Here is a 16,633-nt window from a genome sequence, read left to right as displayed (position 1 = left end):
CCTTTTGTGGGCGTTTTTATTTGCTTTAAGTCTGGTATAAAGAATGAGTTACCGTGCTTTTCAAACAAGGAAGAAAAATGCAGCTGCCTTCGCCACTGATTTCTATCGCTGAATCTGCCGTACAAAATGCTCAAGAGGCAGGTTATTTTCCCCTTTGGCCAGATGAGATTGCGCAGCAATTTCGCTATGTGGCGGGCTTAAGCCAGTTTATTACCGAGGCCATTCATCGCGATGAAGTTTTAGCCCGTGAGTTGCCAAGCATGTTAGCGCAATCAAGTCGTCAGGAATCTTACCGCTCACGTCTTGCTGCACTGTTGGGACAATGCCCGGATGAGATGTCTGGTCATCGCGTGTTGCGTCAGTTTCGCAACCGAGAAATGGTGTACATTGCGTGGAAGGATTTCACGCATGCATGGTCTCTAGAGACGTCTTTAAGCCACTTATCTGAGTTGGCAGAAGCGATGATTTTTGAAACCTATCAATGGCAATATCAAGTGTGTTGTCAGGAGTGGGGCACGCCAACAAGTGAGGACGGTGAAGTGCAGCCGATGTTAATTATCGGCATGGGGAAACTGGGTGGCGGCGAGTTAAACTTTTCTTCCGATATCGATCTGATTTTCACGTATCCAGAAAACGGTGAGACACAAGGCGCGCGCCGCAGTATTGCCAATGCCCAGTTCTTTACTCGCCTTGGTCAACGCATCATCAAAGCGCTCGACCAACAAACCTTCGATGGCTTCTGTTACCGCGTAGATATGCGTTTGCGTCCGTTTGGTGAGAGTGGTCCATTAGTCATGAGCTATGCGGCACTAGAGGATTACTATCAAGAACAGGGACGTGACTGGGAGCGTTACGCGATGATCAAAGCTCGAGTGATGGGGTGCGAAATGTACCCGCAATACCAAGAGCTACGCCAAATGCTGCGTCCTTTTGTTTTTCGTCGCTATATTGATTTCAGTGCGATTCAGTCTTTGCGTCGGATGAAATCGATGATCAGTAGTGAGGTTCGCCGCCGAGGTTTGAACAACAACATTAAGTTAGGTGCAGGTGGCATCCGAGAAATTGAATTTATCGCCCAAGTTTTTCAATTAATTCGAGGTGGTCGCGAGCCTTCTCTTCGTAATCGAGGGTTGTTGGAAACGCTGCAAGGCATTGAAGAGCTGGCGTTACTCACTTCGCAAGAAGTCAGCAGTCTAGAGGCTGCATACAAGTACTTGCGTCAATTAGAAAACTTGTTGCAAGCGATGGCGGACAAGCAAACCCAGACGTTACCTGATTGCGAAACCGAACGCTTAAAGCTCGCCACCGCGATGCAAATGACCTCTTGGGACCAACTGATTGAGCAAACTCAGCAGCACATGGCGAATGTCCATCAAGTATTTGAGTCGTTAATTGGTGATGATGAAGAAGACGAGGGCACTACGGTTGCTCGTCATTTTCATGAGTTATGGGATATGGCGAACAAACAAGATGTGCTTGAACATATCTTGCAGCAGGATATTCAGGTTGAAGACTTTGCTTCATGCGCGAAAACCATCATCAACTTTAAAACCGATCTGGCTAAAAAAACGTTAGGACCGCGTGGACGAGAAGTGTTAAACCGTTTGATGCCGAAGGTGTTTGATGCGGTGTTTGCTCACCCTGATGCACAGTTTGGTTTACCGCGAGTGCTGCATTTACTGCACAATATCTGCACTCGTACGACTTATCTGGAGTTATTGGATGAGCACCCAGCGGCTTTAGTACAGCTCGTGCGTTTGTGTACCGCAAGCCCAATGATTTCAGAGCAGCTATCTCGGTATCCGATCTTACTCGATGAGTTGATCGACCCTGCACAGTTGTACAATCCAATCCCATTAGACAGTTACCGTACAGAGCTGCGTGATTATCTGGCCCGTATTCCAGAAGATGATATGGAGCAGCAAATGGAAGCGTTGCGCCAGTTTAAGCAAATCTGCATTTTACGTATTGCGGCGGCGGATATTGCTGGTGCATTGCCGGTGATGAAAGTGAGTGATCACTTAACCTATTTGGCGGAAGCTATCGTTGATGCTGTGGTCAGTCAGGCTTGGTTGCAAGTGTCCGAAAAATACGGCGAGCCAACGCATGTGAAAGATCGTGAAGGCAAGGGTTTTGCCGTCATTGGCTATGGCAAAGTCGGTGGCTGGGAACTCGGCTATAACTCCGACTTGGATATCGTCTTCATGCATGACTGCCCAGTCAATGTCTATACAGATGGCAAAAAGGAAATCGACGGTCGTCAGTTCTACCTTCGCCTAGCGCAGCGCATCATTCATATTTTCTCGACTCGCACCGCTTCCGGCATTTTGTACGAAGTCGATACCCGCTTGCGCCCATCTGGCGCGTCAGGTTTGTTGGTTAGCCCAACCGATGCGTTTGACGATTATCAGCATCAAGAAGCCTGGACATGGGAGCATCAAGCACTTGTGCGCGCGCGCTTGATTTACGGCGATGAACCCCTTGCCATTGCATTTCACAATACGCGACATGATGTGTTGTGCAAAGCGCGCGATCGGGCGGAACTGAAAAAAGCCGTTGTCGAAATGAGAGAGAAAATGCGCGGCCATCTTGGGGGGAAAAAGCCCGGCCGTTTTATGCTCAAGCAAGACGTGGGAGGGATTACCGATATCGAATTTCTCGCTCAGTACTTAGTGCTCAACTATAGTCACGATAAGCCGAAATTAACGCGTTGGTGTGATAATGTGCGCATCTTTGAAACACTCATTGCACAAAATGTCATGGACGAAGACCAGGCAATGCAGTTGATACGTGCCTACACGACAATGCGAAACGAAATACACCGAAGAAATCTACTCAATTTAGATGCTGATGTGGTGGAAGATAAGTTTGTTGCCGAAAGGGAGTGGGTAAAACAGGCTTGGAATCAGTGGTTCAGTTAAGACCATATATTTAGCCTCGATAAGGGCTGTGATAAACTCACTTCGATTTAATTTTTGGAGACCAATAATGAAACCAATTCTACCTGATTACAACAGCGCTGGTGTGCTCATCATCGGTGATGTCATGCTAGATCGTTACTGGTATGGCCCAACCGGACGTATTTCTCCTGAAGCGCCGGTTCCTGTTGTAAAAGTAGAAAACAATGAAGAGCGTCCTGGTGGTGCTGCGAACGTTGCGATGAATATCGCATCACTAGGTGGCCATGCTCACATTGTTGGTCTAACAGGGGAAGATGAGCCTGCAAAAGTGCTGACGGAGACGCTGAGCTCACTCAATGTGAAATGCGATTTCGTTGCACTGCCGGATTACCCAACGATTACGAAGCTTCGCGTAATGAGCCGTGGACAACAGCTTATTCGTCTCGACTTCGAAGATAAGTTTGAAAACACGGATTCTGCACCTGTGCTATCGCGTATGGATGCCGCTCTGCCAAACGTTAAAGCCGTGATTATGTCTGACTACGCAAAAGGCTCGTTAGAGCATGTTCAGGCATACATCCAAAAAGCGCGCGCAGCAAACATTCCAGTTTTCATTGACCCTAAAGGTGCGGATTTTGAACGCTACCGTGGCGCAACACTTCTTACGCCAAACATGAAAGAGTTCGAAGATGTCGTTGGCAAAGTAAAATCAGACCAAGAGCTGGTTGAAAAAGCACTTCAGCTTGTTGAAGAGTTTGATTTTGAAGCGCTACTGGTTACGCGTAGTGAAAACGGCATGACGTTGATCCGCCGTGGTCAAGAGCCATTCCACCTTCCGACTCAAGCGAAAGAAGTGTACGACGTGACTGGTGCTGGTGATACGGTGATTTCTGTACTTGCAGCTTCAGTGGCGGCGGGTAAATCCTTCGAAGAAGCGTGTGCACTAGCGAATGCGGCGGCAGGCGTTGTTGTTGGTAAGCTTGGTACCTCGACCTTGTCTGAAATTGAACTAGCAGAAGCGGTACATGGCAGCCAAGACACGGATTACGGTGTGATTTCAGAAAAAGCGCTGATTGAAGCAGTGAAAAAAGCACGTGCACGTGGCGAGAAAGTCGTTATGACAAACGGCTGCTTTGATATTCTTCACGCTGGGCATGTGTCTTACTTAAACCATGCTGCTGAACTTGGTGATCGCCTGATTGTTGCGGTGAATACCGATGAATCAGTGAAGCGTCTTAAAGGGCCTGGTCGTCCTGTGAACCCAACCGATCGCCGCATGGCGGTATTGGCAGGTTTGGGCGCTGTGGATTGGGTAGTACCATTTAGTGAAGATACGCCGCAACGTTTGATCTCGGAAGTTCTGCCAAGCTTGCTAGTAAAAGGTGGTGACTACAAACCAGAAGAGATTGCTGGTGGTAAAGAAGTCATTGCTGCAGGTGGCGAAGTTCGTGTATTGAACTTTGAGGATGGTTGCTCAACCAGTGAAATCATCAATGCAATCAAAGGCGGTAAGGGCTAAGCCTACGATTTGTTGGCATTGAAACGCTATTTGTTTGTAAAAGGTCGCCAAGTGCGGCCTTTTTGATACTTGATGTTCTGAGATACTTTTCGTCTCTTAACTGCAAGCAATAAAAAACGCCAGCTGATAAATCAACTGGCGTTTTTATTTATTGAGAACTGAAGCATTCAGTCAGCAATTATTTTGCTGCTTTCAAACCTGCATCAACGTCTAAGATGTCTTGTTCGCTTAGCGTACCAACGGCTTGGCGTAGCTGAAGAACACTTAAGATGTAGTCGTAACGAGCGTTCGATAGGTTTTTATTCGCATCGTATAGACGACGAGTTGCGTCTAGCACGTCAACGATAGTACGAGTACCCACATCAAAACCTGCTTCTGTTGCTTCTAGTGCAGAGCGCGCAGAAATAACGGCTTGCTCATAAGCACGTAGTGCGCCGATAGAGGCGTTAATGTTGTTGTTTTGTGCGCGAACATCTTTTACTACGCTACGGTATTGTGCTTCAAGATCTTCACTTGCAGCCACGTACGCGTATTCAGCCTGTTTGGTTTGAGAGGTGACGTTACCACCCGTGTATAGCGGCACCGCAAGGTTCACACCGATATTGAAGTTGTCTGTGGTGTTGTCACGAGAGCTATGAGACGTATCACCGTAGTTGTAACCACCGTCTAGAGACAGCGTTGGTAGATGACCAGAACTTGCTAGTGAAATATTGTCACGTGCGATATCTTGAAGAATACGTGAAGATAGCAAGGTCAGGTTTTTGGTTTTTGCTTCGTCAATTAGTGATTCAGCAGGCACGGTCGATGGGCTAGCAGTGAAGCGGCGAGTGTCCAAGATGTTGAGATCTTTGTGCTCTTGACCAGTGATTTCACGTAATGACTCGTAGCTGTTAGTCAGTGCGTTTTCTGCTAACACTTCATCCGCCAGTACTTGGTCGTACTGAGCTTGCGCGTCGTGTACGTCAGTGATCGCAGATAAACCTACTTCAAAACGCTGTTTTGTTTGCTCTAGTTGACGACCCACTGCGGCTTTTTCTGCACGGACGAAGACAAGGTTGTCTTGTGCGCGTAGAACTTCAAAATACGCTTGTGAAACACGAAGAATTAGTGCTTGTTGAGTCGCAGCGTAAGTTGCGTCTGCTTGACGAGCACTTTTCTCAGCGGTATCTAGCGAGATCCAAGATGCGCGGTTGTAAAGTGCTTGTGAAAAGCTAACACCAGCGGTTAGAGCGTTGGCATCGTTTGATACGTCATTGACTAGATTTGAGTCGTATTCAGTATCGCCACGAGTTAAGTTGTAACCTGCTGTTAGGTTAATTTGTGGTAATAGAGCACTACGGCTTGAGGTGATTGCTTCGAAAGCTTGGTCACGTTGTGCTGCTACACTGAGCAATTGTGGATCATTTTGTTTTGCTAAGTCGTAGATTTCAGCCAAAGAGTCTGCGAACGCAGACGTACTCATGCTACCTAGCGCTGCACTGATAAATAGTGGAAGCAATTTTTTCATTTTCTATTCCCGCGGTCAATAGATTGGTTAATTCTCAGTAGTTTAACTCAATTTGCACGATATTTACTCTAAAGTTTGCACTTTTTTACACGTAATTATCCAGTTGTGCAATAAATTTTCACCAAAGACTTAAATTAATTTGTAACTATTGTACAAAAAGTTGAGCCAAGTCCTTTGAGCAAGCGAATAACAATGAGTAAACTACAAGATTCACTCAGAGAGGTGTCGAATGCAACAGTGTGACAAACAACAAAAGGATTTTACTTCGCAAGATGTAAAAGTCATCTCGAAAGAAACCTTATTTGAAGGCTTTTTCAAAATGGTGAAATATCGCTTTCAGCATAAGCTATTTGCTGGAGGTTGGAGCGAGGTTGTCGAACGAGAAATGTTCGAGCGTGGTCATGCTGCAGCGATGCTTCCTTATGATCCAAATACGGATCAAGTGGTTATCATTGAACAGATTCGAGTAGGAGCCTTAGAGCATCAACACCCATGGCAGCTAGAGATTGTCGCGGGTATGATTGACCGTGATGAATCAGCTGAAGCCGTCATTCGCCGAGAAGCTGTCGAAGAGGCGGGGATACAAGTGGGGCGTGTTGCGCCAGTCACCTCTTATTATCCTTCTGCTGGCGGTTGCTCGGAAAAGTTGGACGTATTTGTTGGTGAAGTGGACGCATCTAAAGCGCACGGCATTCATGGTTTAGACTATGAGAATGAAGATATTCGCGTACATGTTTTGAGTCGTGAGCAAGCATATCAATGGGTGAAAGACGGAAAATTTGAAAATGGTGCGTCGATTATTGCGTTGCAATGGTTGCAATTAAACCATCAAGAGTTGAAGTCACAGTGGGGGCACCCCCAAATGGTGGAGAGTAAGTAATGGCACAAGTGGCTGAAAAACAGAGGTATCATGTTGATTTAGCGGGTCTAATGAGAACCTATGAGACCAACTACGCTAAATTGAACGCCTTATTGCCTGCTTCTGCCGAAGTTGGGGATGTACGCTGCTATCAAGCGGCGAACATGGTTTACCAACTGACCGTGAATGAAATCACAAAATACACCACAGTTGTTGAGATATGTCAGAGTGATGAAACGCCAGTGTTTCCTTTACCGACGATGTCTGTCAGGCTTTATCACGATGCGAGAGTAGCCGAAGTATGCTCAAGCGGAGAGTTCTCTCGCATAAAAGCTAAGTATGATTATCCCAACGACCAACTGATGCAGAAAGATGAAAAGCATCAACTAAACACATTCCTCGGTGAATGGCTGACGTTTTGTTTACGAAGTGGTATCAGTAGAACACCACTTGCCTTCAATTGATCGTCACGTCACTAAAGGAAAATAACAAATAACGATATAGTGGACGAATCAGGTTTTCATTTTGCAATCATCTAGTGACAGCATCAAACTTTTACAAATTACGGATACTCATCTGTTTGCTGCCGATGAGGGAAGTTTGCTGAGCGTAAAAACGGCCGATAGCTTTAACGCTGTTGTTGCTGATGTTTTACGCCGCAACGTGACGTTTGATTACATCTTGGCGACAGGGGATATTTCCCAAGACCATAGTGCAGAATCTTACCAGCGCTTTGCCGAAGGCATTGAACCGCTAGAGAAAGACTGCTTTTGGCTGCCTGGTAATCATGACTACAAGCCCAATATGGGCAGTGTATTACCTTCGCAACAAATCAAAGCGGCAGAGCATGTATTGCTTGGCGCGCATTGGCAGTTGGTTCTTTTAGACTCGCAAGTTGTTGGCGTTCCCCACGGACGCTTGAGTGATCAGCAGTTAGCGTTACTCGAAGAAAAGTTAGCAGAACACCCAGAAAGGCACACACTTGTGTTGCTGCATCACCATCCATTATTGGTGGGAAGCGCGTGGCTTGATCAACATACCTTAAAAGATGCCGAAGCGTTCTGGCAGGTTGTCGATCGTTTTGATAACGTGAAAGGCATTCTCTGTGGTCATGTTCATCAAGACATGAATGTGCTTCATAATGGTATTCGAGTGATGGCAACACCCTCGACGTGTGTTCAGTTTAAGCCCAACTCGGATGATTTTGCCCTCGATACGACTTCGCCTGGTTGGCGTGAACTGCAGTTGCACGCTTGTGGTGAGATTACGACCCAAGTGGGCCGACTTCCTGACGGCCAGTTCCAACCAGACTTCTCTTCTAACGGATACTAACGCGCCCGAGCTCTATGTTCGGGCTCGCTTTTTTGTGCGAGATATCTATGAGTAAACCTTCACTTCTTCTGTATATCCATGGTTTTAACAGCTCCCCACTTTCAATGAAAGCCAATGTGATGAGAGCATACTGCGAGCAGCATCGTCCTGATATCAAAGTGATTGTTCCCCAGTTACCTTGTTATCCTCAACAAGCGGCGAAAATGTTGTTGGATATCATCGAACAATATAAAGACGATTATAACATTGGTCTGGTGGGCAGCTCATTAGGCGGCTTTATGTCAACGTGGCTAAATGACAAGTTTGGATTTAAAGCGGTTGTGGTCAACCCCGCGGTTAAGCCCTATGAGTTGTTAGTAGATTATTTGGGTGAGCAAACTAACCCTTATACGCACGAAACCTATACACTTGAAGCTTGTCATATTGACGAGTTAAAAGCTCTTGATGTACAAAGCATCGCGTCGCCATATTCTTTCTGGTTGTTGCAGCAAACAGAAGATGAGGTTTTAGACTATCGACAAGCGGTAGATAAGTTTGCAGACGCTAAGCAAACAGTAGAACAAGGCGGTGATCACAGTTTTGTAGGCTTTGAGCGTTATCCTGCACAGATTATCGAATTTCTAGAACTGTAATTCGAAAGCGATTGGAAAAGGCTCATAGTTTTTATTGATATATCCAACCGTTTCTTGACATGGGCGGTATGCTTTCCGACTATGTTTTGCCAAAAGATCTTAAGGGTCGAGGACCCTGGCTACTTTGTTATGCATCATGTTTACAAGCACTTAGTGATGTGAACAGGGTGGCTTTTTCGTTTCCTGAGTATGGGTTCCCCCATTGGTGATATTCAGGCAACAAGTAAACTTTGAGAATAATTCCGTATTATGACTGAACAATATAATGCTGGTGCCATTGAAGTACTGAATGGCTTAGAGCCAGTACGTCGCCGACCAGGGATGTATACGGATACAGCGCGCCCAAACCATTTGGGCCAAGAAGTTATCGACAACAGTGTCGATGAAGCGCTAGCCGGACATGCCTCAAAAGTACAAGTCATCCTACATGCCGACCAATCACTAGAAGTGATCGATGATGGTCGAGGCATGCCTGTTGATATCCACCCAGAAGAGAAAGTGTCAGGCGTAGAGTTAATCCTATGCAAGCTGCACGCAGGTGGTAAGTTCTCTAACAAAAACTACCAATTCTCTGGTGGTTTGCACGGGGTAGGTATTTCGGTAGTAAACGCGTTGTCAAAACGCGTTGAAGTAACCGTTCGTCGTGATGGCCAAGTGTATGAAATTGCATTTGAGCACGGTGATAAAGTCTCTGACCTGACCGTAACCGGTACATGTGGTCGTCGCAATCGCGGTACCAGCGTGCATTTCTGGCCTGATGCGAAGTACTTCGATTCGGCTAACTTCTCTGTTACGCGCCTAGTCAATAATCTGCGCGCAAAAGCGGTTTTGTGTCCGGGTTTAGAAATTACATTAACCGACAAAGTTAATGGTAAAGACTATAAGTGGTACTACGAAGACGGTCTTAAAGACTATCTTGCGGAAGGCGTAAAAGGCTACCCAGTTATTCCTGAAGAACCATTTACTGGTGAGTTCTTGGCGGATACCGAAGCGGCAAACTGGGCGGTAATTTGGCAGCCAGAAGGTGGTGAGATGATCACCGAAAGCTACGTTAACCTGATCCCAACCGCTCAAGGTGGTACGCACGTTAATGGTCTACGCCAAGGCTTGTTAGAAGCGATGCGCGAATTCTGTGAGTTCCGTAATCTATTACCTCGTGGCGTGAAGCTAACGGGTGATGACGTTTTCGACCGCTGTTCTTACGTGTTGTCGGTTAAAATTCAAGATCCGCAATTTGCAGGCCAGACCAAAGAACGTCTGTCCTCTCGTCAAACTGCGGCATTTGTCTCTGGCGTAGTAAAAGATGCGTTCAGTCTTTGGTTGAACGAAAAGCCTCAGCTAGCAGAGCAATTGGCAGAAGTCTGTATCGCTAATGCGCACCGTCGTATGCGTGCAGCGAAAAAAGTCGTACGTAAGAAAGTGGCGTCCGGCCCGGCACTGCCAGGTAAGTTGACCGACTGTTCAGCACAGGATTTAAGTCGCACTGAAATCTTCTTTGTGGAGGGTGACTCTGCGGGTGGCTCGGCAAAACAGGCACGTGACCGTGAGTTCCAAGCTGTGATGCCACTGCGTGGTAAGATCTTGAACACGTGGGAAGTCTCTGCTGACCAAGTATTAGCATCTCAAGAAGTACACGATATTTCAGTGGCTTTGGGGATTGATCCTGACAGCGATAACCTTGATGGTCTTCGTTACGGTAAGATCTGTATCCTTGCCGATGCGGACTCGGATGGTCTTCACATCGCAACGCTGCTTTGTGCACTGTTCACTCGTCACTTCCGTGCACTGGTTGAAGCGGGCCATATCTATGTGGCGATGCCGCCTCTGTATCGAATCGATTGCGGGAAAGAAGTGTTCTACGCCCTCGATGACGATGAAAAAGATGGCATTTTAGAGCGCTTGTCGAAGAAGAAAGCCAAAATCAACGTGCAACGATTCAAAGGTCTGGGTGAGATGAACCCACTTCAGTTGCGTGAAACCACCATGGATCCGAACACGCGTCGCTTAGTGCAGCTAACCATTGACGACTCTACGGCGACCATGGAAATGATGGACATGCTGCTGGGCAAAAAGCGTGCAGATGACCGTCGTTCTTGGCTACAAAACAACGGCGACTTGGCAGAGGTGTAACGGATGTCTACAGAAATTACCTACGATGGCGTCGAACAGTTGCCAATGCGCAAGTTCACTGAAGACGCTTATCTGAACTACTCGATGTACGTAATCATGGACCGCGCCTTGCCATACATTGGTGATGGCTTAAAGCCGGTTCAACGACGCATCATTTATGCGATGTCAGAGCTTGGTCTCTCTGCATCAGCAAAATACAAAAAATCTGCACGTACCGTTGGTGACGTGCTAGGTAAATACCATCCGCACGGTGATTCAGCGTGTTACGAAGCGATGGTATTGATGGCTCAGCCATTCTCTTACCGCTATCCATTAGTGGATGGTCAAGGTAACTGGGGTGCGCCAGATGACCCGAAATCATTCGCGGCAATGCGTTATACCGAAGCAAAACTGTCTAAGTTTGCTGAAGTGTTGCTGGGCGAACTTGGCCAGGGCACGGTTGAATGGCAACCTAACTTTGATGGCACAATGAAAGAGCCACAAATGTTGCCAGCACGCCTGCCTCATATCCTGCTTAACGGTGTAACCGGTATTGCAGTTGGTATGGCAACAGATATCCCACCGCATAACGTTCGTGAAATCGCAGATGCGACTATTCATTTGATCGACAACCCGAAAGCAGAACTGCCGGACGTGATGCAGTATGTTAAAGGTCCGGATTACCCAACAGAAGCAGAAATCATCTCGCCGCAAGCGGATATTGAGAAGATTTACCGCAACGGTCGCGGCAGCATCAAGATGCGCGCGGTATGGCACAAAGAAGGGTCTGATATCGTTATCACCTCTCTGCCACACCAAGTATCGGGTGCAAAACTGCTTGAGCAAATCGCTAACCAGATGCGTGCGAAGAAGCTACCAATGGTTGACGATCTTCGTGACGAGTCGGATCACGAGAACCCAACGCGTATCGTTGTGGTACCTAAGTCAAACCGCGTCGATTGTGATTTGTTGATGAACCACTTGTTCGCATCAACGGATCTTGAGCGCAGCTACCGCGTTAACTTGAACATGATTGGTTTGGATAATCGTCCTCAAGTTAAAGGTCTGGTGCAAATTCTGTCAGAGTGGATTGAGTTCCGTCGTACGACCGTACGTCGCCGTCTACAACACCGCCTAGACAAAGTCATGGCTCGCTTACACATTTTGGAAGGTTTGTTGGTTGCTTACCTAAACCTAGATGAAGTGATTGAGATCATCCGTACTGAAGATGATCCTAAAGCGGTATTGATGGCACGTTTTGGTATTACCGATATCCAAGCGGATGCGATTCTAGACACCAAACTTCGTCACCTAGCCAAACTAGAAGAGATGAAGATCCGTGGTGAGCAAGACGAACTAGAGAAAGAGCGCGAGAAGCTAGAACAGCTACTCGGTTCTGAGCGTCGTCTAAACACACTACTGAAAAAAGAAATCAAAGCGGATGCTGAGAAATACGGTGATGACCGTCGATCTCCATTGGTTGAGCGTGCAGAAGCAAAAGCGCTTACTGAACGTGATCTTGTTCCAAGCGAACCAATCACGGTTGTGCTTTCTGAGAAAGGTTGGATTCGTCACGCGAAAGGCCATGACGTAGATGCAGAAGGCCTGAACTATAAGTCGGGTGATAAATACTTAGCGCACGCACGAGGTAAGAGTAATCAGCCTGCGGTATTCCTAGGTAGTGACGGTCGAAGTTACTCTCTGGAATCGCACTCGCTGCCTTCTGCTCGTAGTCAAGGTGAGCCGATTACCGGTCGTTTGAATATTACGGCTGGTAGCAGTATTCGCCAAGTGATCATGAGTGAAGAAGAGCAGCTGTGGCTGGTGGGCTCAGATGCAGGTTACGGCTTTGTATGTAAAGGCGCTGACTTGCTGTCTAAAAACCGCAGTGGTAAAGCGCTGGTCACTTTACCGGCTAACTCTGAGGTCATGACGCCAAAAGCGATTGAAGATTTAGATTCTGATGAAATCTTAGCAATCACTAACCAAGGTCGCATGCTGCTGTTCCCAATCAAAGACCTGCCACAACTGGCGAAAGGTAAAGGGAATAAGATCATCAATATTCCTGCTGCTAAAGCAAAAGAGCGAGAAGAAGTACTATCTCACTTAATGTCTTTACCAAAAGGTGCATCGTTAACGCTGTACGCGGGTAAGCGAAAGTTGGGTCTTAAACCGTCTGACCTTGATAACTTCCGTGGCGAACGTGGTCGCCGAGGTGGGTTATTACCAAGAGGTTTGCAGCGAGTCACTCGCATTGAAGTTGAGCTGGATGATTCCGATACGACGGAAGCACCGAGCGATAGCTAGTAACGCACAAATAAAAAATCCCAGCCAATGGCTGGGATTTTTTATGCTTCTTGCTTGTCTTCGGCAATGGTGACTTTCAAGCTCATCTCTTTTCCTTTGCGAATGATGCCGACGTCCACGGTGGTGCCAGGCCGTAAATCGGTGACGATATCCATAACGCTCTGACGCCCTTGCACTTTATTGCCATCAATACTGATAATGATGTCCTGCTTTTGGAAGCCTGCTGCATTGGCTGGACCATTTGGATCAATACCAAGCACGACAATACCACCTATGTGTTCATTTCCAAGTAGGCGAGCAGTGACCGCATTAATGTCTTGGCCGTCGATACCAATATAGCCACGAATCACGCGACCATCAGCGATGATTTTCTGCATGATCTTGCTGGCTAGTGGCGCAGGGATCGCAAAGGAAATACCGTAAGTTTCTAAATCAGTCGCTTGTTGGAAAGAGGCGGTATTGATGCCGACGAGCTCACCTTGTGTGTTCACTAGAGCACCGCCAGAGTTGCCCTCATTGATGGCGGCATCGGTTTGAATGAATGCTTGGCGACCGTCGCTAATCGATGAGCGTCCTGTTGCTGAAATAATGCCGAACGTTGTGGTTTGTCCAAGGTTGTATGGGTTACCGATGGCTAGGACCACATCACCCACTTGTGGCTTGTAATTAGAGTTCAGAGGAATAACAGGTAAATTTGAACCTTCGACACGCAGTACGGCAATGTCTGTGCGTTTATCCGTGCCAACTAGCTGAGCCGCTGCGGCTCTACCGTCTTGTAATGCGACAACAATTTGGTCTGCTTGAGCAACCACATGGTAGTTGGTAATGATGTAGCCTTTCTCACTGACAATGACACCTGAACCCAGACCTTGAGTCGAGAGTTTACTGCGATCATTTTCAACATATTTACGGCTGTAGATGTTTACTACGGCAGGTGCTGCTCTTCGCACCGCCTGATTAAATGTCAACTCAACGGACGCGATATTAACAGGTTGCGGATCTAGCGCGGCAGGAATTACGTTGTGGCGCAAAGATGGTACCGCCAGTAATACCACTGCGGCAGTAGCCAAGCCTAAAAAGACAGAACGTAATAAAAAGCTGAGCATATCCTCTCCATGCATGAGCGCCAAAATGGCATAGAAGATGAAGAATAGCATTACATTGAAAAATAACAAAAGGGCAGCACGGAATCGTGCTGCCCTTTTCATTAGCTATTGAGCGATAAGGAAAAGTATTCGAGGCTTATTACTCGATGCTATGCATCGAAAACCTTATTTCCTATCACTTTGAAAGTGACTAACGAATAACAAGATAAATAGTACGTTCGCCACGCTGAATATTCAGAGCTAATACGCCTTTGTGCTTATCCACGATTGCACGAAGCTCAGCAAGGTTTTTCACGCGCTGACGGTTTACACCGATAATGATGTCCCCTTGTTGTAATTGATATTGAGCAGCCGGAGAGTTATCTGCAACGCTCGATACTTTAACGCCTTGAATTGCATCACTTGGTGTCGTATTGCTTAACTCAGCACCCTTGAGCCCTTCGTGTAATGTTTCGGCTTTGGCTTTCATATTTGTAGATTCGCCAAGCGTTACATCAAAGGTTTTATTCTTACCATCTCGAACTACACCTAACGTGATTTCTTTTCCTGCGCCCAGCGTTGCCACTTTTGCGCGGAGCTCTGAGAAAGTATTAATCGCTTTACCGTTTACCGATACAATTACATCACCGGCTTTCAATCCAGCTTTATCGGCTGCGCTGTCTGGTACGACTTGGCCAATAAAGGCCCCTTTACTTGACTCGTAACCCAATGCATCAGCCAGCTCAGAGGTTACTTCACCGCCCTGTACACCCAACATGCCGCGTTTGACTTCACCAAACTCTAGAATTTGCTCGGTGAGGTTTTTCATCATGTTGGACGGAATCGCAAAGCCAATCCCCACGTTACCGCCGTTAGGGCCTAAAATCGCAGTATTAATACCGATCAGCTCACCATTAAGGTTGACCAATGCACCACCAGAGTTACCGCTGTTAATTGCGGCATCGGTTTGGATGAAGTTTTCGAAGTTTTCAACGTTCAAGCCACTACGGCCTAACGCTGAGACGATGCCCGACGTCACGGTTTGACCGAGTCCGAATGGGTTACCAATCGCAACCGTAAAGTCACCTACGCGAAGTTTATCGGAATCTGCGACTTTAATTTGCGTTAAGTTTTTCGCTTTTTCTAATTTAAGCAACGCAACATCGGCCATCTCATCGCCGCCAACGAGCGTAGCGTCATACTCGCGACCATCATAGAGGCGAACTCGAATCTCATCCGCGCCCTTGATTACGTGGTAGTTAGTGACGATATGCCCTTTTTTCGCATCAATAATGACACCAGAACCTAAACCTCTGAACGGGCGCTCGCGCCTTTGCTCCATCGGAAAGTCCGGTCCAAAGAAGAATTGAAATTGTTCGGGAATACGGCTGGTTTGTACTTGTTTGCCTTCTACAGCAATACTCACAACAGCAGGGGTTACTTTCTCAAGCATGGGCGCCAAGCTAGGTAACTGTTGGCCATCCACATTTAAAGGTAATGCGGCGGTGGCTTGAACTGGCGCAATAATAGAGCCCAAACTCAGAGATAGAACGGTGAGCGCAAGCAGTGGTTTTTTCATCCAATAACTCCTCTTGAAACATGTCTGCCAAAAAGAAATATCCGAACGGTTAGTTCACTTTGTTAATAACTAATATAGGGCCTAGTTCGGATAATCAAAGGGGGAGGCAGTTCACATCCAAGTTAGAGCAAAGGTAATGAGAAAAAGTTCAAAAAAGGGCCGATACAAATGTATCGGCCCTAGAAGGTAGAGGTAAGAGAAGATTATGATGCTTTTGCGGTTACCGCTTCGGGAGCATTAATGATTTCTTTCTCTTGATCCTTTAAAAGACCCGTTGCGCCATTGGCGTAGTCTTTTGGCTGTTCGTTAAACTCTGGTTGATCTTCTGCAATAGCTTCAGAAGACATTGCCGTTTTCTTATCAAACGGGTTGTCTTGCTCTGGCAAGTTTGGCAAAAGCTCAGAAGAGGTCTTAGCCATATGTTGGTACAGCTTGGTGTAATCTTTACCTAGTGTATCCAACATTTCTGCGGTTTGTGCAAAATGATCGACGAGCTCTTGACGTTGTTGCTCTAGTTCAAACTTGGCTGCTTCAAGTTCTTTCTGCACAGACTTTTGTTTCTTGTATTCAGGGGTGGTTAGTCTACTAATGACTACGCCTACGATTGTACCGACCAGCAAACCCACAATGGCATAAATCCAAGGCATAACTGCTCCTTATAGTTGTTTTAACAAGTCTTTTACTACTTAGTTACACGCGGTGCTAGTCCATGTTACTATGGCTTGAACAGCCGATAAAGAAAAATAGCAGTATGTCTTCGGGGACTGATAACTACTTCTCTCTATTCTCAAAGTTGACCCCGAG

General features: G+C 46.7%; 12 protein-coding genes. 8 read left to right on the top strand and 4 right to left on the bottom strand.

The window, feature by feature from the left end; genetic code table 11:
* Positions 1-77: 77 nt before the first annotated feature.
* The gene (gene glnE / locus ACWYVB_RS15580; RefSeq protein WP_457529403.1) at positions 78-2,921 is read left to right on the top strand and encodes a bifunctional [glutamate--ammonia ligase]-adenylyl-L-tyrosine phosphorylase/[glutamate--ammonia-ligase] adenylyltransferase; all 2,844 of its coding nucleotides are present in this window, start codon (positions 78-80) and stop codon (positions 2,919-2,921) included.
* A 67-nt stretch (positions 2,922-2,988) separates the two neighbouring features.
* A complete protein-coding gene (hldE, locus tag ACWYVB_RS15575; protein ID WP_012842166.1) occupies positions 2,989-4,419 on the top strand; it encodes a bifunctional D-glycero-beta-D-manno-heptose-7-phosphate kinase/D-glycero-beta-D-manno-heptose 1-phosphate adenylyltransferase HldE in 1,431 nt (476 codons plus the stop codon).
* A gap of 178 nt (positions 4,420-4,597) precedes the next feature.
* Here the strand turns inward: hldE and tolC are convergent, their stop codons facing one another.
* The gene (tolC, locus tag ACWYVB_RS15570; protein WP_012842165.1) at positions 4,598-5,926 is read right to left on the bottom strand and encodes an outer membrane channel protein TolC; all 1,329 of its coding nucleotides are present in this window, start codon (positions 5,924-5,926) and stop codon (positions 4,598-4,600) included.
* Between the two features lie 229 nt (positions 5,927-6,155).
* On the opposite strand from tolC, the gene nudF reads away from it, so the two are divergent.
* The 6 genes from nudF (at position 6,156) to parC (ending at position 13,165) form a co-directional block, all read left to right on the top strand.
* Positions 6,156-6,806: an ADP-ribose diphosphatase gene (nudF, locus tag ACWYVB_RS15565; protein WP_330944577.1), complete on the top strand. Its 651-nt coding sequence runs from the start codon at positions 6,156-6,158 to the stop codon at positions 6,804-6,806.
* The gene (locus ACWYVB_RS15560; RefSeq protein ID WP_005395930.1) at positions 6,806-7,249 is read left to right on the top strand and encodes a DUF1249 family protein; all 444 of its coding nucleotides are present in this window, start codon (positions 6,806-6,808) and stop codon (positions 7,247-7,249) included. The genes nudF and ACWYVB_RS15560 overlap by 1 nt, the downstream gene beginning before the upstream one ends.
* Before the next feature lie 61 nt (positions 7,250-7,310).
* Entirely contained in the window at positions 7,311-8,117 is an 807-nt protein-coding gene (gene cpdA / locus ACWYVB_RS15555; RefSeq protein WP_005395929.1) for a 3',5'-cyclic-AMP phosphodiesterase, read from the top strand.
* Between the two features lie 47 nt (positions 8,118-8,164).
* Positions 8,165-8,749, top strand: a complete 585-nt coding sequence (yqiA, locus tag ACWYVB_RS15550) for an esterase YqiA (RefSeq protein WP_457529400.1) — start codon at positions 8,165-8,167, stop codon at positions 8,747-8,749.
* Between the two features lie 249 nt (positions 8,750-8,998).
* Complete coding sequence (parE, locus tag ACWYVB_RS15545; RefSeq protein WP_005395924.1) at positions 8,999-10,879, top strand: DNA topoisomerase IV subunit B; 1,881 nt, start codon at positions 8,999-9,001, stop codon at positions 10,877-10,879.
* 3 nt (positions 10,880-10,882) lie between these two features.
* Positions 10,883-13,165 carry a DNA topoisomerase IV subunit A gene (gene parC, locus ACWYVB_RS15540; protein ID WP_203346667.1) on the top strand — a complete coding sequence of 761 codons (2,283 nt, stop codon included), beginning with the start codon at positions 10,883-10,885 and terminating at the stop codon, positions 13,163-13,165.
* 41 nt (positions 13,166-13,206) lie between these two features.
* Here parC and degS read toward each other — a convergent pair whose 3' ends face one another.
* From degS to zapG, 3 genes are all read right to left on the bottom strand, one after another.
* On the bottom strand, positions 13,207-14,271 hold the full coding sequence (gene degS, locus ACWYVB_RS15535; RefSeq protein ID WP_046873999.1) for an outer membrane-stress sensor serine endopeptidase DegS: 1,065 nt from the start codon (positions 14,269-14,271) through the stop codon (positions 13,207-13,209).
* A 190-nt stretch (positions 14,272-14,461) separates the two neighbouring features.
* Positions 14,462-15,829, bottom strand: a complete 1,368-nt coding sequence (locus ACWYVB_RS15530) for a Do family serine endopeptidase (protein WP_005395920.1) — start codon at positions 15,827-15,829, stop codon at positions 14,462-14,464.
* A 203-nt stretch (positions 15,830-16,032) separates the two neighbouring features.
* On the bottom strand, positions 16,033-16,476 hold the full coding sequence (gene zapG / locus ACWYVB_RS15525; RefSeq protein ID WP_005395919.1) for a Z-ring associated protein ZapG: 444 nt from the start codon (positions 16,474-16,476) through the stop codon (positions 16,033-16,035).
* Positions 16,477-16,633 lie beyond the last annotated feature (157 nt).

The organism is Vibrio sp. JZG10, assembly GCF_054064075.1.
The sequence above is the reverse complement of the archived record's forward strand: the minus strand, read 5'-3'. Positions and strand labels throughout refer to the sequence as shown.